Here is an 18,472-nt window from a genome sequence, read left to right on the forward strand (position 1 = left end):
AACCGGCAGGGATGCCGGTTTAGCCGCCCCGCGCCATGGATGGCGCGTGGCGGCGCCCCCCCCAAATCACTGGCGGATTACGGGCACACCGAGCCTAAGCGAGGTGCCGAGTGGTGGGGCAAGAGCGTTTTGCTTACTTTTGCGCTTTTCAAAAGTGAGCCGCCGTCAGGGCGGAACCCTAAGTGGCCGTTACCGCAGGAATGGATATGTACACAATCCAACTGTGTCGGCTGTCAGGCCGTCTTCGCAGGCAAGCCAGCTCCCACATTTGGATCGCGGCGCGTCAGTTAGATCAGCGTCGGCTGCAGGGCCGTCACGGGAGCAAGCTCCCTCGCCACAGGTCCGGCGTCGCACCAAAGTTGTGTAGATACCTATGGTTATCGCAAGCCAGCTCCCACATTGATCGCATTCCAATCCTGCCTCTTCAACGCGGCGCGGGTGTGGCCGATGAGCAGGTGTTGAAGGTATGCCAAGGCGTTCCCGATGCCGCTTCTGAAAGCACCGAAACACTCGAGCTGACCAGCGTTCAGATAAATGGCCTGGGACAGCTATGTACCGCTCTACCAGGTCGTTTCAGCGATCAAATCTTCAGGGTATTTCAGCGCCTCAACCTTGAAGGAGTTCCCACCGTGGAATCGATCCGATACAAAGACCTGCTTATTAACTTCACCTCTAACTTCACCTATTACGGCAACAACCGTACCGGCGAATCCGGGCACTTCGGTGACGCCGCCTTCACGCTCTATCGCCCCCGAGTCACGCCGGCACTTGCCGAATATTCGATACTCGGCGATGTACTGGAGCCCAACTTTACCGATATCCATGGCCTGAAAGTGGTGCCGATCGTGGCGGATGCACAGGGCTCGACAGGTACAGCGCTCAAACCACCGACCGGCTTTACCTGGGTATGGGAGATACAAAGAGCCGAGCTCACCCTGTCCATCTGGCGCCCGCAGCCACCGCCCGGGTACGTGTGCATGGGCCTGGTCTGCAGCAACTCACTGCGCGCACCGGACATCGGAACGGTCAAATGCATCCGCGCAGACCTGGTCACTGAAGCCAGGATCAATCAGGAGGTCTGGAACGACAGGGGTACACACGCAGGCACGAACTTCTCGGCCTGGAGCATTTCGCCGCCGTCTCCCATGCCAGCAGAAGTGTTTTTCAGCACCGGCACCTTCATCGGTCACGACCACTACCAAGCGCCTTCACCGGTAACGCCCACCTACGCCCTTCGCACTCACCTCTCCATTGAGCCTCCCACCGAGCCATCGCACGCCCCCGTACTGCACAATTATGCGCATCCCACGGCACTCACCTCCGACACTGCGACGTATACAACCTTGCTGCCCTGGTTTGTCATCTCTGACCCTGATTTGACGCAGGATCAACAGTTCCTTCAATCGCCCCAATATAAGTTAGAGACCACCGAAACCTATAAGCTGGTACGCCATGCGTATAACAACACAGGTGACATTCAACGCTACAGTTTGATGTTCCAGTCCAGCACGTCCACCAGCACCACGCAAACCGAGACAGATATCAAGACCGCAGAAGCGTTAGCAGAAGCCACCTTTGCCGGCTACTTCAAGACCAGCGTCAAAGTCGGCTCCAGCATCAGTCAAAGCAATGCCATCACCCAAGGTTGGACCACCACAAAAAGCTCTACCGTCTGGTGCACGTTGGGCGCCTATAAAGCCGTGGCAGTGTACCTGATCAGCTACACCTACCGACTACTGCGTGCAGACAAACAGGAAGTGGGTAAAAGCCTTACCCGTCAACCCAACAATAGTCTGTACTGGACCGAATATCCGCCAGCGCCAAAATCGGTGACCATCAGCACAACGACCGAACCACAGGACCCGGCGTTTTTGCTGCACGAATGAGTGCAAGTCCAGGCGCCGATGACTCTACAATAACCGCCACTTTCCTCGGCGGCTGACATCCATGGACATCGAACTGGCACGCACCTTCCTCGAAATCACCCGCTGCGGCAGCCTGGCCGCAGCGGCCGAGAAACTGCACGTCACCCAGACCGCCATCACCGCCCGGGTGAAGAATCTGGAAAGCCAACTGGGCTGCACACTGTTCGTGCGCAACCGTGCCGGTGCGCGGCTGACCGCCGACGGCGAGGCCTTCGTGGTGTACGCCAACCAGTTGCTGCAAACCTGGGAAGCGGCGCGCCGTGACCTGCCATTGCCAGACGGCTATCGCAACGTGCTGCATATCGGCGGTGAAGTCAGCCTGTGCAACCCGTTGATGCTCGGCTGGGCCAAGGCGTTGCGCGAGCACATACCAGGCCACGCGCTGCGCACCGAAGTGCGTGAAGGCGAGTACCTGCTACGCCAACTGGAGCTGGGTGTGCTCGACGCCGCCTTGGTGTTCCAGCCGCAATACTGGCCGGGCTTGCAGGTGGAACAGGTGCTGGAAGAAAAACTGATTCTGGTGCAACTGGCGAGTAAACCCGAGCCTTACGTGTATATCGACTGGGGCCAGGGTTTTCGCCAGCAGCACGACGCCGCCCTGCCCGACCGTGCGCGTGCTGCGGTGAATTTCAACCTGGGGCCGCTGGCGTTGCAGTACATATTGGAGAATGGCGGTGCTGGCTACTTCCGCACACGGGTGGTGCAGAGCTACCTGGACAGCGGCGTGATGCAGCGCGTGCCCAAGGCGCCGGAATTCAGCTTCCCGACCTACCTGGTGTATTCGCGGGCGCGGGATTCAGCGGTGTTGCAACAGGCTTTGGAGCTGCTACGCACAGTGGTGAAGGCCGAAGGCGACTGGTCGCAACGCTGGGACCCGCTGATTTGAATCACTCTACGCCTGCGCACATGCTAGCCTGCTGGTGTTTCCCCTCGCAGCCTTACCGATGAACAAGAAAAAGTCCGTCACCATCAGCGACATTGCCAAACGGGTCGGCATGACCACCATTACGGTGTCCCGGGCCTTGAGCAAACCCGACCTGGTCAAACCCGCCACCCTGGCGCGCATTCTGGAAGTGGCCCGCGAGCTGGACTACGTGCCCAACGCCTTCGCCCGTGGGCTCAAGCGCAGTGAAAGCCTGATCATCGGGGTCATCACCGCTTCGGTGGACAACCCGTTCTACAGCGAGATGATCAAGGCGATTTCCCGCGAGGCCAAACAGCACGGCTACACCATCATGCTGGTGGACACCGATGAGCTGGAGGAACTCGAAAGCAAGGCGGTGGATACCCTGCTGGGCTACCGCGTGGCCGGTATCATCCTGTCGCCGGTCTCCGATGAACCGAGCTATCAACCCGACTATCTGGAGCGCCTGAGCAACGGCAAAACCCCGGTGGTGCTGCTCGATCGTACGATCCACGACAGCCCGTTCAGCCGCGTGGTGCTCGACAACTACCACAGCGGCCTGCAAGCCGCGCACTACCTGTTACGCCAAACGCCCAACCTCAAGCGCCTGCTGGTGCTGACCGGCCCCGAGCACTCGCGCATCAGCGTGGAGCGCCTCAAAGGCCTGCGGGAAGTGCTGGCCGAACACCCCGACATTCAGGTCGAGGTGCAGGCGGGCGACTACACGCTGATGCCGGCTTACCTGCATACCCTCGATTACCTGGCCGCACACTCGGCGCCGGACGCGATCATGGGTTTCAACCAGTTGATCACCCTGGGGGCCCTGCGCGCGTTGCGCATGCACAACATCGCCCATGACAGCCTGACCATCTGCGGCATCGACCGCCTGCCCTTCGCCGATATCTTTGGCGTGCCCATCGCCTGCGTGGCCCATGACGCGTCCCTGGCCGGCAGCAGTGCCGTGCGCCTGCTGCTCGACCGCCTGCAAGACCCGCACAAGCCACGGGACAAAGTGGTGATCGCCGGGCAGTTGGAAAACGGCTAGCGGCTGGTGTAGCCGCCGTCGACCGGCAGGCTGACGCCACTGATCATGCTCGCCGCGTCACTGAGCAGGAACAGCACCGGCAGCGCGACTTCCGCCGGTTGCGCAAAACGCCCCAACGGAATCGCAGCCAACGCCGGGTCGCGCTTGGCCGGGTCGGACCAGGCCATGGCCGCCATTGGCGTCAAGGTCACGGTGGGGTTGACGCTGTTGACGCGTATGCCAAAACGGCCCCACTCGGCGCATTGCACGCGGGTAATCGCATCCAACGCGGCCTTGGAGGCGCAGTAGCTCAGGTGATCGTCCAGCGCCACCAACGATGCCTGGCTGGAGACGTTGACGATGCTGCCGGCAATGTCCGCCTCGATCATCTTCGCCGCGACCCGGCTGGCCACTTGCGCAGCGGCGCGGGCGTTAACGCCCATCACCTGATCGAAGGCGTCGGCGCTGATGGCAGCGGCGGGTTCCAGGCGTGAGATGCCGGCACAGTTGACCAGGCCGTGCAGGGGCGGCAAATCTTGCAGGGCTTTGTCGAGGGCGATGCTGTCAGCGATGTCCACGCACAGGGTGTGGCACCCCAATGCCGCCAACGCCTGGGCGTCGCGACCAAGGGCGAAGACTTCAGCGCCGCTGGCGATCAGTTGCCGGGCGATTTCGCGACCGATGCCGCTGCTGGCACCGGTGACGAGGATGCGCTGGTGAGAGAAGTCGAAGGTGGTGATCATAAATAAAGATCTCAAAACCAATGAAGATCCACTGTGGGAGCTGGCTTGCCTGCGATAGCGGTGTATCAGCACCCAATAAGGAGACTGAAACTCCGCTATCGCAGGCAAGCCAGCTCCCACAGTTTTGGATCGTGTTGAATCAGGTGGTTTGCAGGTTGTGCATGACCGGTTTCAGGGCCGGGTACAGCTTCAGGTACTCGGCAAACGCCCGGTCATAGGTCATGACATTCTCCCGCTTGGGCTGCGCCCGCAATTGCAACTGCACCCAGCCGGTGTCCATTGCCTCATCACTCACCAGCCCCACCGTATGCGCCGCCAGCAACGCCGCGCCCAGGGCCGCTTCTACCTCCTGCACGATGGTGTACACCGGGTAGCGTGTGACATCGGCGATGATCTGCATCCACAGGTCCGAATGGCTCGCCCCGCCCACCACAATCAGGCGTGGGTCCAGGGAATGCGCGCCTTGGGTGCCCGCTTCGATATTGTGGCGCAGGGCAAAACTCACGCCCTCCAGCACCGCGCGGTACAGGTGAAAGCGGCTGTGGTACAGGTTGAGCCCGACAAAACTGCCGCTGGCGCGGTCATCCCACACCGGGCTGCGTTCACCCATCAGGTAGGGCAAAAACACCACGCCTTCGCTACCGGCCGGAATCTTCATCGCGCTCTGCTCCAGCAGCGCCAGGCTGTCTTGCCCCATGGCCTTGGCCTGCTGTTCTTCGGCCTGGCAAAACTGCTCGCGAAACCAGCTGACCGAGGCTCCGGCGGTGATCGCACCGCCGAAGATGTACAGGTCGCGGTGGCCGTTGTAGACATGGGGCATGCTCACCAAACCGTGGTGTGCATCCACCTGCTGGTTCAGGTAGCCCCAGCACATGCTGGTGCCGATCATCGCCACATGATTGCCTGGCTGGGTGACACCCGCCGCCAGGGTCGCCATGGCCGCGTCCACGCCCCCAGCGAGGATCGGCGTGCCCGCCTGCAGGCCCAGGCGTGCGGCCCAGTCTGCGCGTAAACCACCCACCACTTCGCCGGAATACAGCAACCGCTCGGGCATCATCGACTGCGCGATACCTAGCGCCTCCAGCATCTCGCCTGACCAGTTGCGCGCCGCCACGTCGTAGACACCGCCGATATTCCCGGCGCTGCTGTGGTCCACCGCCAACTCGCCGGTCAGGCACCAGTTGATGTAGCTGTTGGGCGGCAGCAGGTAACGGGTATTCGCCCACACCTGGGGCTGGTGCTGCTTGAGCCAGAGCATCTTGGTGAAGCCGTAGTAGCTGTCCACCGAGTTGCCGGTGATGGCGAACAAGCGCTCCAGGTCCACATGCTCGCGTACCCAGGCCACCTGCTCGCCGGCGCGGCGGTCCATCCAGATCAGGCACGGGTGCAGCGGCGTCATCTGTGCATCCACGGCAATGCCCGAACCACCGTACAAACTGCTGATGCACAGCGCCTTGACCTGCGGCGCCGGCACCCCGGCCTTGGCCATGCACTGGGCCACGCAGGTTTGGACGGCATCCAGCCACACCTGCGGCCACTGCTCGGCCCAGCGCACTTTCGGGGTGTCTACCCGGTAGCCGTGGCTGTGCTGGGCGATGATCGTGCCCTGGGCATCCACCAGCAGCGCCTTGGTGCTTTGGGTGCCAATGTCTACACCGATGACGTAGTCCATCTCAGAGCACCGGCTTCAACAGCACCTTGATCGACTTGGTCGAATTGGCCAGTTCAAACGCCTCGGCCCAGTCGTCCAGCGGGAAATCATGGGTGACGATGCCTTGGGAGGTGACCAGGCCGCGCTCAAACAGGTCGATGGCGATCGGGTAGCAATACGGGCCCAGGTGCGCGCCGCGCACGTCGAGTTCCTTGCGGTCACCGATGATCGACCAGTCCACGCTGGTCTCGGCACCAAACACGCTGAACTCGACAAAGCGCCCGAGCTTGCGGATCAGGTCCAGGCCCTGGGTGACGCCGGCCGGTACGCCGGTGGTTTCGATATAGACGTCGCAGCCGTAATTCTCCGTAAGGCCGTTGATGATCTCGCGGGCGTTGTCACGGGCGGGGTTGATCACCACATCGGCGCCGAACTTTTTCGCCAGCTCCAGGCGCTCGTCGACCATGTCGATCACCACGAGTTTTTTCGGGGTCTTCAGCGCCGCCACCTGAACCATGCACAGGCCCAGGGTACCCGCGCCGGCAATCACCACTACGTCGTCGAGCTGGATATCGCCACGGTTGACGGTGTGGATCGAACAGGCCATTGGCTCCACCAGCGCCGAGTCTTCCAGGGACACCGACTCGGGAATCTTGTGCACGATAGCGGTCTTGGGAATGCGCATGTATTGGGCCATGCCGCCTTCGGCCACTTCGCGCTGGAAGCCGAAGATGTTGTGCACTTCGCACATCCAGTATTTACCCGACTTGCAGAAGCGGCACTTGCCACACGGCACGATCTGTTCGGCGATGACCTTGTCACCCACCTTGACCTCAAAGTGCTCCTCGGCGCCCTCGCCGGCTTCGACCACGTAGCCGAAAAATTCATGGCCCGGTACTACCGGTGCCTTGACCCAGGGGTTGTCGCCGCCCCAGAACATCGCCGCGCCCGAGTGGCACTTGCAGTCACTGGCGCAGATGCCGCAGGCGGCGATGCGGATCACCAGTTCATTGGCACGCGCCTGGGGTTTGCCGATGCGCTCCAGGCGGTAGTCTTTCGGGCCGTGGCAGACGACGGCTTGCATGTGAGTGTGCTTGTCCATGGTGTTCGGTCCTGTGTGGTGAGGTATTAACGATGGCGCTGACGGCTGATGAAAATCGCCAGCAAAATGATCCCGCCCTTGATCACGCTCTGCACGTAGGGCGACACGCCAAGCATGTTCAAACCGTTGTTCAAGACGCCCAGCAGCATGGCGCCGAGCAAGGTGCCGATGATCACCCCGCGCCCGCCAGCAATCGACGCGCCACCCAGTACCACGGCGGCAATCGCATCCAGCTCGAACGACACGCCGGCATTCGGCTGGCCGCTCATCAGGCGGGAGGTAAGCACCAGCCCGGCAATCGCGGCGGTGAAGCCGCTGATGCCGTACACCAGCAGCTTGAAACGCGCCGCACGCACCCCGGACAAGCGCACCGCTTCTTCATTGCCGCCGATGGCGTAGATGTAGCGACCGATTCGCGTGTGCTGCAGCAGCACATAGGCCGCCAGGTAAGTGATCAGCATGATCAGGATCGGCACCTGCAGGCCAAACACACTGGCGCGACCGAAGAACGCGAACCACTCTGGCAACCCGGAAATCGGGTAGCCGTCGGTGTACATCAGCCCGAACCCACGGGCGATGCCCATGGTCGCCAGGGTGACGATGATCGGCGGCATGTGCAGGTACGCCACGAACAGCCCGTTGCCGATGCCGAAGGCCACGCCCACCAGCAGCCCGACGCCAATCGCCAGGCCCGGCGGCAACCCGGCGACCATCAGCCCGGCAGTCAAGGTGCCGGACAACGCCATCACTGGCCCCACCGACAAGTCGATGCCACCGGTGAGAATCACGCAGGTCATGCCCACCGCGATGATTGCGTTGATCGACACCTGGCGGGCGATGTTGGAGAGGTTGCTGGCGGTGAGGAAAGTGTCGCTGGCGAGGATCATCACCAGGGTCACCACCACCAGCCCGACAAAGGGATAAAACGCGGGCGAACGCAGCAGCCGCGCCAGGTTCAGGCGCAACCGGCCGGTGCCAGCGGTGTTAATGGACGTATTCACTTGAGCCCCCTGTTGCATGGCGCATGACCTCTTGAGGATTGACGGCGGACGCTTCCAGTACCTTGACGATCGCGCCCTTGTGGAACACGGCGACGCGGTCGCACATGCCGATGACTTCGGGCAGCTCGGAGGAAATCATGATGATCGCGTAGCCCTGTTCGGTGAGGCTGCGCATCAACGCGTAGATCTGCGCCTTGGCACCGACGTCGATGCCGCGCGTGGGTTCGTCGAACACCAGCACGTCGCAGTGATGGTTGATCCAGCGGGCGATCACGACTTTTTGCTGGTTGCCGCCGCTGAGGTTCACCACAAGGCTTTCGCCGCTGGGCGCCTTGATCGACAGCTGGCGCATCAGCGCGTCGACGCTGGCGCATTCCTTGACCTTGTCGATCAGGCCCGAGGCGTTCTGATACTTGGGCAAATTGTTCAGCGAGATATTTTCGCGAATGCTGAAGGCGGTGATCAGCCCTTCGCTCTTGCGGCTTTCCGGCAGCAGGCCGATGCCGTGGGCCAGGGCTTGGGCCGGGTCATCGAGGCTGACTTTTTCCCCGCGCAGCCATACATCCTTGCTCACCGTGGGCAGCGCGCCCATCATGCCCAGGGCCAGCTCGGTGCGGCCCGAACCCACCAGGCCGGCGAAGCCCAGGATCTCGCCTTTGTGCAAATTGAAACGGTTGCGGGGGCCATTGCGCACCAACTGGATGTCCTTGACCTCTAACAGCAAGGGGCCGGGTTCGCTGCTGGGTTTGGGCGGAAAACTGCATTCCAGGCGGCGGCCAACCATCATCTCGACCAGGTGATCGATATCGCTGTCGGCCACCTCGGTGACGCCTGCATTGCCGCCGTCGCGCAGTACGCTGATGCGGTCGCAGACCTGGAAAATCTCTTCCAGGTGATGCGAGATAAAAATCACCGCCACGCCCTGGCGCTTGAGTTCGCGCATGATCTCGAACAGCAACTCGGCTTCACTGGGTGTCAGCGTCGCGGTCGGCTCATCGAGCACCAGCAGGCGTGCGTCCAGGGCCAGGGCCTTGGCGATTTCGACAAACTGCTGCTCGGCCACGCTCAGGTGCTTGACCGCGCAGTGCAGGTCGATGCTGACCCCGAGGCGCTCGAACAACGCCTGCGCGGCCTCGGCCATTTCGCGCTTGCGCAACAGGCCGAAGCGGTTGCTCAGCTCATGGCCGAGGAAGATATTTTCTACCGCCGTGAGGTAGGGAATCAGGCTGAACTCCTGGAACACGATGCCAATCCCGGCGGCAATCGCATCCCGATAGGTCGCAAATTTCCGGGCCTGCCCGTCGATAAGGATCTGCCCTTCGTCCTGATGCTCGACACCGCCCAGAATCTTCATCAGGGTGGATTTGCCCGCGCCATTTTCCCCGAGCAACGCGTGGATTTCGCCGCGCTCCACTTGCAGGTTGATGGCCTTGAGGGCCTGTACCCCCGGGTAACGCTTACAGATGTTTTCCAGCTTCAGAAGACTGCTCATACCGCCGACCTCGCACTCAGAAGGAAGACCTGGGCCCCACGCACTGCGTGGGGCCTGGGGGATTTACCAGCTGAAGTCCTTGGCCTTGGCCTGATCGATCAAAGTGATGTCCACCGGCACGCTGGCCGGTACTTGGGCGCCCCACTTCTTGGCCAGGGCAATGCCCAGGGCGAGACGGATCTGGTCGCGGGGATATTGGGCCGAGGTGGCGATGAAATGGCTGCCGGGTTTCTGGATCGCCTTGATCGCTTCCGGCGCGCCGTCGACGCTTACCAGCTTCACGTCCATGCCGCTGGCTTCGATGGCCGAGAGTGCGCCGAGGGAGCCATTGTCATTCACGCTGAAAATGCCCTTGAGGGTGGGCTGGGCCTGCAACATGTTTTCGGTGACGGTCAGGGCCTGGTCACGCTCCTGTTTGCCGTTCTGGATGCTGACAATCTTGATATCCGGGTGTTTGGCCACCGCCTCTTTGCAGCCGCGCACACGTTCGAGGATCGGCACCACGGCGATGCCGTCGAGGATGGCGATATTGCCTTTGTCACCGATGGTTTTAGCCAGGTACTCACAGGCCTGGAAACCGGCGTCGAAGTTCTTCGAGCCGACGAACGAATCCAACGGGCCATCTGCCTGGGCATCCACCGCCACCACTACGACGCCGGCAGCATGGGCCGACTTGACGGCCGATTGCACGCCGACCGAATCAGTGGGGTTGATTAGCAGAATATCGATGCCTTTTTGCAGCATGTCTTCAACGTCACTGACCTGCTTGGATACGTCGTGGCGGGCGTCGGTGATGATCAGCTTGGCACCGATGGTCGCGCCGGCTTCCTCCAGGGCGTTATTCATGGTGACGAAATAAGGGTTGTTGATTTCCTGGAACGAGGCGCCGATGCGGATGGGCTTGGCAGCGTCGGCAAACGCGGGGCTCGCGCTGCCCAGGGTGATGCTGGCAGCCAGTAAACACAGGGTTTTTGGGAGCATTTTCATGGCGTGGGTCTCTGTTTTGTTTTTATTTTTAGAGCAAATGTTATCGTTAACATTTTGTCAGAAACTAACAAGTAAATCAGACCTGTGCAAGCCTCCACTGGTCGGTCTCGGGCAAAAATGTGGGCGCGGACGTGCCCTGTTGTAGGAGCGAGCTTGCTCGCGAAAAACTCACAGGCGCCGCGTTTATTCAGGAAGCCCGCGTTATCGTTGATATTTTTCGCGAGCAAGCTCGCTCCTACAGGGGGCAAGAGTTGCCAGTAAAAACTCGCACATCCGCCCATGGCAACTAAGCTCAGCCTCAAATAAAAACACAGCGAGCAGCCAGCCATGCCCCATCCCACCGAGACCTTTCGCGCCCGTTACCGCGCAAGCGTCAACCCGCATTACAACCCCTGGCTGCACGCCGCGTTCGTGCTTGGCTACGGCATCGCCTGCATCACGCTGGCCTGGTCGTCCACCGCCGATATCACCGCCCTGCAGTGGCTGACCGTGCCCCTGACCCTACTGTTCTTCAACCTGTGCATCTACCTCGTGCACCGCCACCTGGGCCATCACAAACACGCATTCGCCCGGCTGTTCTACGCACGCCACACTGGCGATCACCACAGTTTTTTCACCCCCGATCACATGACCTACCACAGCCCCCGGGACTGGCGCGTCATCCTGTTTCCGGCCTGGCTGATCGTGCTGCACAGCCTGGCCATCACCCTCCCCGCCTGGTGGCTGCTCAGCCAACTGAGCCCCAACGTTGCCGGGCTGTTTGCAGGCTGCATGATCCTTGGCTACCTGCTCTACGAAGTGTTCCATGCCTGCGAACACCTGCCTGACGAACACCCGGTGGCACGCCTGCCATGGATTCGCCAGATGCATCGCCTGCACGCCTTGCACCACCGTCGTGAGCTGATGCAGGGGCGTAATTTCAATATCGTGCTGCCGTTGATGGACTATCTGTTTGGCACTTTGCATTGGGAACCCACGGAAAAAAAAAGGGGCAGTCCAACTGGACTGCCCCCCGCTTCACACACATAGATCAATCAGCGCACGATGGTCTGGCTGCAGATGTGGCCGAGGCTGACGTACTGGACGTTATTGCCACCCACGCCCACACCTGGGAACTCCCTGAGTTCGATGCGCCAGCCGCCCTCGTTGAACCAGGTTTCCCAGTTGTAGGTCTGGCCCGAGGCGCTGTCCGGGTAGCGCACTTTGTAGTCGCCAGAGCAGGTGCCCAGCGCGACATTCCCCGAGGCTGCGCCGGTGATGCCGGTCTTGGCCTCATAGTCGACCCAGTTGTAAGTGCCGCCAAAATGCTTGTCGACCCGCAGCACAGGGGTGACGCCGCGCAGGGGTTCGCCGGTGCTGTCTGACCACTGGGTGCTCCAGCTCAGATTGCGGGCCGCCTGGGTGGCCAGTTGGAAGATCGAGCTGGGGATGCGCACCACGTTATCGCCGTTCACATTGTGCTGGTTCAGGCGTGGCGCCGAGCCGAGGGTCAGCTTGTATTGAGCCTGAGGGTTCAATGCCACCGCCGGGTTAGCCCGTACACGCACCTTGACCGTGTAGCCTGGCGTCAGGTTGGGATAGGTGGAGGTGGAGCCCTGCGGGACTTCCACCCACTGGGTGCCATCGAACCGTTCGAAGATCCACTGGTTACGCGTGCCCGCACCGTCATCGCCCAGGAACATGCCCACACCTTGGCCACGCAACGAGACGAAGGAGAAGTAATCCACGTCATTGACGCTGTCGAGGTTACCGGTCACCTGGTTCAAGGCATCCGGCAGCGCGAACGCGGCTTGCTCGGTGTCGTTAGGCTCGTAGGCATCCACATTGCTGTCCACCGCCACACCAAAACTGAACTGCGAGTTGCTCGCGGCATTGGCCACCATGAACCAGTAGTAGTCACCGGCCGGCAACACGCCGTTGAGGTATTCATCGGCACTGCCGGGGTTATCCGAGGTGCCCAGCGGCGTCAGGTTGCCTTGGCCGTCGTCATGGAACAGCGTCAACGACATATCCGTGCCGGCACTCTGGTTCAGCAGCTGTACCTGGATTCGCGCGTTTTTCGGCAGGTTGAAGTGATAAGCGATTTGCGCGCCGGTCTCCACACCGGTGAGGGTGTAAAGAGTGTTGATATCCAGGGTGGGAAACAACGGCGTGAAGGCTGCAACCGCGGCCTGTTTCATGTGCGCCGAGTCAGGTTTTTCCAGCTGGCTAACCGGGGAGTCAATCGCCACATTACCGACGGCCGCCTTGCTTTTTTTGACGACGTTGGACTGCCCGGCCTTGGCAGCATTGAGCTTTTGCTTGAGCTCGCCCGAAACGCTGGCCTTTACCAGCGTACCGCCAGGTTTCAATGCTTTGTCCACGGCCTGCTTGACCGCCTGCGCGCTGAGTTTTGCCGGGTTTTGCTCGGCCAGGGCAAAGGCCGAAACGAAGCAAGAGGCCGCCATGGCCGCGCCCAGAATGAAGGCTTTTTTCGATTTCATTTTTTATCCATCCATAGTTAAAAAATTGAAGCTCAGGTAACCGGTGACATCCGGTCACCTGGGATGGACTGTAGGACAATACTGTATGCATGTACAGTATTTTTTAAAAAATGTGAGCCCAGAAATGCAGGTTCAGGAAGCGAGAGCACCTCTAAAGCCAGGTACACCAATAGCCCCAACTGATCGCCCAAATCATCGCGAGCCGATAGGGCCATACAGCCCAACGCTTGAGCGCTGGCGGAATGACGGCTAACTCTGCCTCGGTCATGTAACCTTCTTTGACGGAGCGTTCTGGCGCGCGGAGGATATCAATCATGAGACACATGCGATGAAACCTGACGAACCGCTGGTTTCGTCCCCAGCGTTGCTGATATTTACGCACCTGCACGTTTTCAATGAAGTAACCTTCCAACGCGTCGAGTTTTGTTCGTTCGACAAAAAGTATCAGTCCTAAAACCACAAACGTCCCGATGATCATCACAGCGGTATAGGCGACAAAAAAATCCACGCTTAAGCCCCCTCTGACTGGAATATCAAATCACCGTTGTGCTCTACAATTTTTCCGCCGAGAAACGCCCCGCCATCCCCGCCCTTCTTACCGCCTATATACCCTACCGTCGCCCCTCCAATTATTCCGCAGGTCAGAGCACCGGATCCTCTCGTGGCGACACCTAGGAAAATGTGGCATGCCCGGCGTGTTAATTCAGCCCCTATTACCCCTGCGCCAGCCGCCCCTGCCACACCCCCCACCAACCTCCCAGTCTCCACATACTTCGCTCTGTTGCATTGCGCCTCCCTTCCCACCACACACGCCTCCTTCATTTCCAAACCCGCGACGCCCACATCCAACGCCAACCCCAGATATGTTCCTTGCTTTAACCATTTCGACATCTGCGTAATCGTTTGAACCCGCTGCGCATACCCCACAATTTCGCCTTGATGCAGATAGCTGTTGGTCGAGATCCCGAGCGCTCCCTTCAGCGGCTGATTGCCACGCAACCCCGAGCCAAATCGTGCAGCCCCTTGCAGTTGCATATCCAAAACGCCAAACATCCTTTGGCGCTGTCGTATGAATGACTCTCTGTCCAAACCACCGTCCTTCAATTGGCGATGCAGTTGCTCGATTTCCATCAAAGTCTGTGCAACCGCCTGCAGGTGCCGGCTCCAAGCCGACGTCGCACTGCCGATGCCTATCGAGCCATCCCCCAGAATGCTCTGCGCCAAGTCGTAATTTGTGTTTCCTGCTCTATCGAGCGGCACATTCTGGTCCAGTTGGCGACTAATCTCTTCAGCGTGGCGCATCAACCAGGCTTCTTCGATTGAGCAATAGGCACTGGACATTTCTGGAACGATCACCAACTCACCCGGCCTCACCATTCCTTGGCTCAGATGTTTATTCAGCACATCAAAATGATCTGGGCCCTGCAACAAGCCTGCGTGCCATAGCTGTGATTTCAAAAATGAGTAGGGTGTAGCCTGTTGATTGATGTAGCCGTACGCCATGTCCTGGGTTCCGATACCGAGAGAGATGGCATCGAAATATAAGCAAGCGCCTACAGCCCGGACACAAGCAGGCGGGGGTTAAAAAGTACGTTTGGGAAGTTGCCTACACAGCAAAAGATGAACGCCTACAGAAAGCGCCCCTAATACCCCGTCATCTCCAAATACCCCACCCCACCCTCAAACCGCACCGGCCCTTCCCAGTACGGAATACCCAGGTCCATCCACGCCTTCGGGTTGACGGCCTCGGTGGTGATATCCAGCTGTTTACCGGGAATTTTCAGCGACCAGCGTGTGGGAATGTTGCGCCCGTCGATGGCCGTAGTGGTCAGCGGTGTGAGTTGGATATCGTTGTTGTGCAAGGTCTGGGTGTGGCCCTGGGCGTCGATCCAGGTGCCGGTGAGGTAACCGTTGCTGTCTTTCTCCCGCACGCGAAACAGCATCAGTTGCGCGCCGCGGTCCAGGTGCAGGGAGAACCAGTCCCAGCCGGTCTGGCTGGCGGCCAGGGGTTGGCTGCTCCATTCGCGGTCGAGCCAGGCCGGGCCGATGACTTGGTAGGTGTGGCCGTCGAGGCTGACGCTGCCACTGGCGGTGAAAAACGGTTGGCTGTAGTAGTACGACGCCTGGCCCTGGTCGGATTTGCGACTGTAACCGCCATCGCCTTGCAGTACCAATGGACGGCTGGAGGTGAGGTGCAGGTCGTAGGCAAATTGCGCGCCGCTGGCCTTGAGTTGCATGTCGGCCAGGGGGCTGGCGGCGCCGGGGCGGGTGGCGAAGTTCCAGTCGTCGATCCAGGCGTTGAACGGCTCTGCCTGAGCCCCAGCCTGGCCGACGCCACCCCGGGCCAGGCGTTCGGCGGCGTAGTGGCGGGTGGCCGAGGTGACGGCGGCGTGGCCGAGCCACACGGTTGAGTCGCGCCATCCAGGTTCAACAGGGCCGGCCTTCAACGCGTTGCGAAACAGCGTCCATTGCACGCCGAAGACATTGCCCTGGGCGTCCTTGAGGTTGGCGGTGACGTACCACCATTCGATACGAAAGCCGTCGTGGGGCCCGTGGTCCTCGGGAAAACTGAAGACTTTGCCGGGCACTACCTGGGCAAAGTCCGCCGCATCGCTGCCCAGCCCGGCGAAACTGTCCTCGGGTGCGGGCGCCTGGTCGCAGCCGCTCAGCAGTAACCAGGCGATGCACGCCAATGCCTTAATCTTCATGGGCGAACGTCCTCAACAAATCCGCCGGGCGGCTGCGGTACAACTGCCATAACGGCCAGGCCGACGCGAGCAAGGTGGCGAGCATCGCCAGCCCCAGCAATTGCGCAAGCTGGCCGGGGAACACCTGCAGCGGCAGGCGCCAGCCGAAGGCCTGCACGTTGATCACCGCATCCAGGCACCACGCCAGCAACAGCCCCAGCGGCAACGCCAGGATCAACGTGAGTACCGCCAGCAGCCAGGTCTGGCCGAGGTTGAGCAGCATCAATTGTCGGCGCGTCACGCCCAGCGCCCACAACGGCGCGAGTTGGCCGAGACGGCTTTGGCTCTGGGTCAGCAGGCTGATGAACAACGCCACCCCGGCGACGCCAAGGGTCAGGCTGTTCAACGCAGCGGTGGCGGCAAAGGTGCGTTCGAAGACCTGGCTGGACCAGCCCTTGAGTTGCTGCTGGTCGACGATGCGGCTGTCTTCCAGGGCAAACTCACGCTGCACTTCACGGATCAGCGGCGGCACGTCGGCGGGCGCCACCCGCAGGTTGAAGCGTGCCGGTGAGAGCGTCGGCCAATGCGCCAACAGGTGCTGGGCATTGACCAGCAGGTGGCCCTTGGGGTTGCCATAGTCGGCGTAGATGCCGACGATCTTCGGCGCCCAGGTGCCCTGTGGGGTGGGGATGGAAACCGTGTCGCCCAGTTGCACCTTCAGGCGTCGCGCCAGTTGTTCGCTGAGCATCAGGCTGTCGTCTTGCAGCAAGCGATCCCAAGGCGCGTCCGCCGCCTCCAGCAGCGGCCAGTGTTGACGATAAGTGGGGTTGTCGACCACGCCGAACACCTCCGCGGGCCAGCCTTGCAGTTGCACCGATACCTGCCAGGCGGGCAATACGGCCTGCACCAGGGGCTGGCGACTCAACCATGCTTTGAGTTGCTCGGCCTGCTGCGGATTTTGCGGGTTGAGGTACAGCTCGGCGGTGAGGCGTTGCTCCAGCCAATGGGTGAAGGTCTGGCGAAAGCCCGAGGTCATGGAACCGGCACCGATATTCGCCGCCAGGGCCAACAGCAACGCCATCAGCGCCAGGCTCAAGGCTGGCAGTTGTTGGCGGCAATCGGCCAGGAACCACTGGCCCAGCACCGAGCGGCTGCGCCCCAGCACCGCTTTCAATAACCCGTTGAGCAGCACCGGTAACGCCAACGCCGCACCCAATAGCAAGGTCGCCATCAGCACAAACCCGGCGGCCAGGCTATCGCCCAGCCACAGTGCCAGCAACGCGATCAGCAAGGCGGCGGATGCCACCCAGCCCTGGCGCCGCAGCCAGCGCCCATGGGCTTGATGCCAGGCCTGGGCGTTGGCCAGCGCCAGTAACGGCAAACGCGCCGCGCGCCACAGGCTGCTGGCCCCGGCGAGCAACGCGCCGAGCAGGCTCACGCCCAGGCCGGCCAGCCACCACCAGGGGCTCAAGTTCAATTGGCCGGCGACTTCGGCGCCGTACAGGCCGCGCAAACTGGCGGCGACATCCGGCAGTAACAGGCTGGCCAGCAAGTAACCGCTGGCGATACCGAGCACACCGCTCAGCACCGCCAAAGCGCCCAATTCGACGCCCAGACTCAAGATCAACAGGCGTGCGCTGACCCCACAGGCGCGCAAGGTTCGCAGCAGGCCACGGCGCTGTTCCAGGGCCAGGCCGATGGCCGCATGCACAATAAACAGCCCCACCACAAAGGATAAAAAGCCTACCGCATCCAGGTTCAGGTGAAAGCTTTCGGTCAGGCGTGAAAGGTTATTGTCTTCGCCCTGCTTGAGTTGCAACGCAGCGGGTGGCGGGGGATGGCGGGCGGCGAAGGTGTTGTCCACCAGTAAGCGCGACAGGCGCCCAGGCATGTTGAGCAGAGGTTGGGCAAAACTGATATCGGTCAGCAGCAGACCGGGCGCCATATCGGCCTGTACCTGCAACGGTGGCAGGCGCTGCCCGGTGGACGTCAGCGGCTGCTCGCCCGCCTGCAACCCCAGCGCCTCTAACGTTTGCGCAGCGACCCAGGTACGCCCCGGCGGCTCGAAAAACGCCAGCATCTGCGCCTGGCTCAAGCGTTGCCCTGCCACGCTGCCGCTGCCGGGCAACGACACCGGCTCGATGCCCATCAATTGCAGGCGCTGTTGCTCACGCCCCAGGAGCACCACCCGCCCCTGCACCACCGGGGAGACCGGCCAACCGGCGCGGCGCAACTCGGCAAACAGTGCTTGGGGGAAACTGGCGGCGTCCGGCGCAACCAGGCTGGCTTGGGGTTCACCACCGATCAGTTGGCTGGCGCGTGCGTAGCTGTCCCGCGCCTGGCTGTTGAGGGCCTGCACGCCGGTGAGGAGCGCGGTGGCCAGCCACAGGCCGGTGAGCACGCTGAAAAATTGCACCGGGTGACGCCGCCAGTGGCTCAGCAATGCGCGCAGCGTCCAGTAAAACAGCGCCAT

Annotated in this window: 15 protein-coding genes; 4 read left to right on the top strand and 11 right to left on the bottom strand. The window is 61.3% G+C overall.

Annotated elements, in window-relative coordinates; all coding sequences use genetic code 11:
* Positions 1-440: 440 nt before the first annotated feature.
* The 3 genes from ACWHXD_RS18760 to ACWHXD_RS18770 all read left to right on the top strand — a co-directional run bounded on the left by ACWHXD_RS18760 (position 441) and on the right by ACWHXD_RS18770 (position 3,874).
* Positions 441-1,886 (top strand): Vps62-related protein, encoded by a 1,446-nt coding sequence (locus ACWHXD_RS18760; protein ID WP_192901665.1) that lies wholly within the window; start codon positions 441-443, stop codon positions 1,884-1,886.
* 61 nt (positions 1,887-1,947) lie between these two features.
* Positions 1,948-2,811, top strand: coding sequence for a LysR family transcriptional regulator (locus ACWHXD_RS18765; protein WP_138763065.1), 864 nt, complete (start codon positions 1,948-1,950; stop codon positions 2,809-2,811).
* Positions 2,812-2,869: 58 nt separating this feature from the next.
* The gene (locus tag ACWHXD_RS18770; protein WP_032896428.1) at positions 2,870-3,874 is read left to right on the top strand and encodes a LacI family DNA-binding transcriptional regulator; all 1,005 of its coding nucleotides are present in this window, start codon (positions 2,870-2,872) and stop codon (positions 3,872-3,874) included.
* Here the strand turns inward: ACWHXD_RS18770 and ACWHXD_RS18775 are convergent.
* From ACWHXD_RS18775 to ACWHXD_RS18800, 6 genes are all read right to left on the bottom strand, one after another.
* The gene (locus ACWHXD_RS18775; RefSeq protein WP_138763064.1) at positions 3,871-4,596 is read right to left on the bottom strand and encodes an SDR family oxidoreductase; all 726 of its coding nucleotides are present in this window, start codon (positions 4,594-4,596) and stop codon (positions 3,871-3,873) included. The two genes, ACWHXD_RS18770 and ACWHXD_RS18775, sit on opposite strands and share 4 nt — an antisense overlap.
* A 139-nt stretch (positions 4,597-4,735) precedes the next feature.
* Complete coding sequence (locus ACWHXD_RS18780) at positions 4,736-6,268, bottom strand: FGGY-family carbohydrate kinase (RefSeq protein ID WP_138763063.1); 1,533 nt, start codon at positions 6,266-6,268, stop codon at positions 4,736-4,738.
* Position 6,269: 1 nt separating this feature from the next.
* Positions 6,270-7,349 (bottom strand): erythritol/L-threitol dehydrogenase, encoded by a 1,080-nt coding sequence (locus ACWHXD_RS18785; protein WP_003192355.1) that lies wholly within the window; start codon positions 7,347-7,349, stop codon positions 6,270-6,272.
* Between the two features lie 26 nt (positions 7,350-7,375).
* Positions 7,376-8,368 carry an ABC transporter permease gene (locus ACWHXD_RS18790; protein WP_014719047.1) on the bottom strand — a complete coding sequence of 331 codons (993 nt, stop codon included), beginning with the start codon at positions 8,366-8,368 and terminating at the stop codon, positions 7,376-7,378.
* Positions 8,334-9,842 carry a sugar ABC transporter ATP-binding protein gene (locus ACWHXD_RS18795; protein WP_138763062.1) on the bottom strand — a complete coding sequence of 503 codons (1,509 nt, stop codon included), beginning with the start codon at positions 9,840-9,842 and terminating at the stop codon, positions 8,334-8,336. Before ACWHXD_RS18795 ends, ACWHXD_RS18790 begins: the two co-directional genes overlap by 35 nt.
* Before the next feature lie 63 nt (positions 9,843-9,905).
* On the bottom strand, positions 9,906-10,829 hold the full coding sequence (locus tag ACWHXD_RS18800) for a substrate-binding domain-containing protein (protein WP_499084414.1): 924 nt from the start codon (positions 10,827-10,829) through the stop codon (positions 9,906-9,908).
* A 327-nt stretch (positions 10,830-11,156) separates the two neighbouring features.
* Here ACWHXD_RS18800 and ACWHXD_RS18805 point away from each other — a divergent pair, with 327 nt between their 5' ends.
* Positions 11,157-11,858 (top strand): sterol desaturase family protein, encoded by a 702-nt coding sequence (locus tag ACWHXD_RS18805; RefSeq protein ID WP_138763061.1) that lies wholly within the window; start codon positions 11,157-11,159, stop codon positions 11,856-11,858.
* Between the two features lie 5 nt (positions 11,859-11,863).
* Here ACWHXD_RS18805 and ACWHXD_RS18810 read toward each other — a convergent pair whose 3' ends face one another.
* The 5 genes from ACWHXD_RS18810 to ACWHXD_RS18830 form a co-directional block, all read right to left on the bottom strand.
* Complete coding sequence (locus ACWHXD_RS18810) at positions 11,864-13,312, bottom strand: hypothetical protein (protein WP_138763060.1); 1,449 nt, start codon at positions 13,310-13,312, stop codon at positions 11,864-11,866.
* Between the two features lie 151 nt (positions 13,313-13,463).
* A complete protein-coding gene (locus ACWHXD_RS18815; protein ID WP_499084417.1) occupies positions 13,464-13,820 on the bottom strand; it encodes a hypothetical protein in 357 nt (118 codons plus the stop codon).
* 2 nt (positions 13,821-13,822) lie between these two features.
* The gene (locus ACWHXD_RS18820) at positions 13,823-14,815 is read right to left on the bottom strand and encodes a hypothetical protein (RefSeq protein WP_499084419.1); all 993 of its coding nucleotides are present in this window, start codon (positions 14,813-14,815) and stop codon (positions 13,823-13,825) included.
* A gap of 140 nt (positions 14,816-14,955) precedes the next feature.
* A complete protein-coding gene (locus ACWHXD_RS18825; protein ID WP_138763285.1) occupies positions 14,956-16,020 on the bottom strand; it encodes a lipocalin-like domain-containing protein in 1,065 nt (354 codons plus the stop codon).
* Entirely contained in the window at positions 16,010-18,472 is a 2,463-nt protein-coding gene (locus ACWHXD_RS18830) for an ABC transporter permease (protein WP_138763286.1), read from the bottom strand. The genes ACWHXD_RS18825 and ACWHXD_RS18830 overlap by 11 nt, the downstream gene beginning before the upstream one ends.

This window comes from Pseudomonas fjordensis, from assembly GCF_976987115.1.

Excerpts from the sequence above, each read along its gene's own strand:
- ACWHXD_RS18765 (WP_138763065.1), top strand. The coding sequence starts at position 1,948 with ATGGACATCGAACTGGCACGCACCTTCCTCGAAATCACCCGCTGCGGC.
- ACWHXD_RS18770 (WP_032896428.1), top strand. The coding sequence starts at position 2,870 with ATGAACAAGAAAAAGTCCGTCACCATCAGCGACATTGCCAAACGGGTC.
- ACWHXD_RS18775 (WP_138763064.1), bottom strand. The coding sequence starts at position 4,596 with ATGATCACCACCTTCGACTTCTCTCACCAGCGCATCCTCGTCACCGGT.
- ACWHXD_RS18780 (WP_138763063.1), bottom strand. The coding sequence starts at position 6,268 with ATGGACTACGTCATCGGTGTAGACATTGGCACCCAAAGCACCAAGGCG.
- ACWHXD_RS18785 (WP_003192355.1), bottom strand. The coding sequence starts at position 7,349 with ATGGACAAGCACACTCACATGCAAGCCGTCGTCTGCCACGGCCCGAAA.
- ACWHXD_RS18790 (WP_014719047.1), bottom strand. The coding sequence starts at position 8,368 with ATGCAACAGGGGGCTCAAGTGAATACGTCCATTAACACCGCTGGCACC.
- ACWHXD_RS18795 (WP_138763062.1), bottom strand. The coding sequence starts at position 9,842 with ATGAGCAGTCTTCTGAAGCTGGAAAACATCTGTAAGCGTTACCCGGGG.
- ACWHXD_RS18800 (WP_499084414.1), bottom strand. The coding sequence starts at position 10,829 with ATGAAAATGCTCCCAAAAACCCTGTGTTTACTGGCTGCCAGCATCACC.
- ACWHXD_RS18805 (WP_138763061.1), top strand. The coding sequence starts at position 11,157 with ATGCCCCATCCCACCGAGACCTTTCGCGCCCGTTACCGCGCAAGCGTC.
- ACWHXD_RS18810 (WP_138763060.1), bottom strand. The coding sequence starts at position 13,312 with ATGAAATCGAAAAAAGCCTTCATTCTGGGCGCGGCCATGGCGGCCTCT.
- ACWHXD_RS18820 (WP_499084419.1), bottom strand. The coding sequence starts at position 14,815 with ATGGCGTACGGCTACATCAATCAACAGGCTACACCCTACTCATTTTTG.
- ACWHXD_RS18825 (WP_138763285.1), bottom strand. The coding sequence starts at position 16,020 with ATGAAGATTAAGGCATTGGCGTGCATCGCCTGGTTACTGCTGAGCGGC.
- ACWHXD_RS18830 (WP_138763286.1), bottom strand. The coding sequence starts at position 18,472 with ATGGCGCTGTTTTACTGGACGCTGCGCGCATTGCTGAGCCACTGGCGG.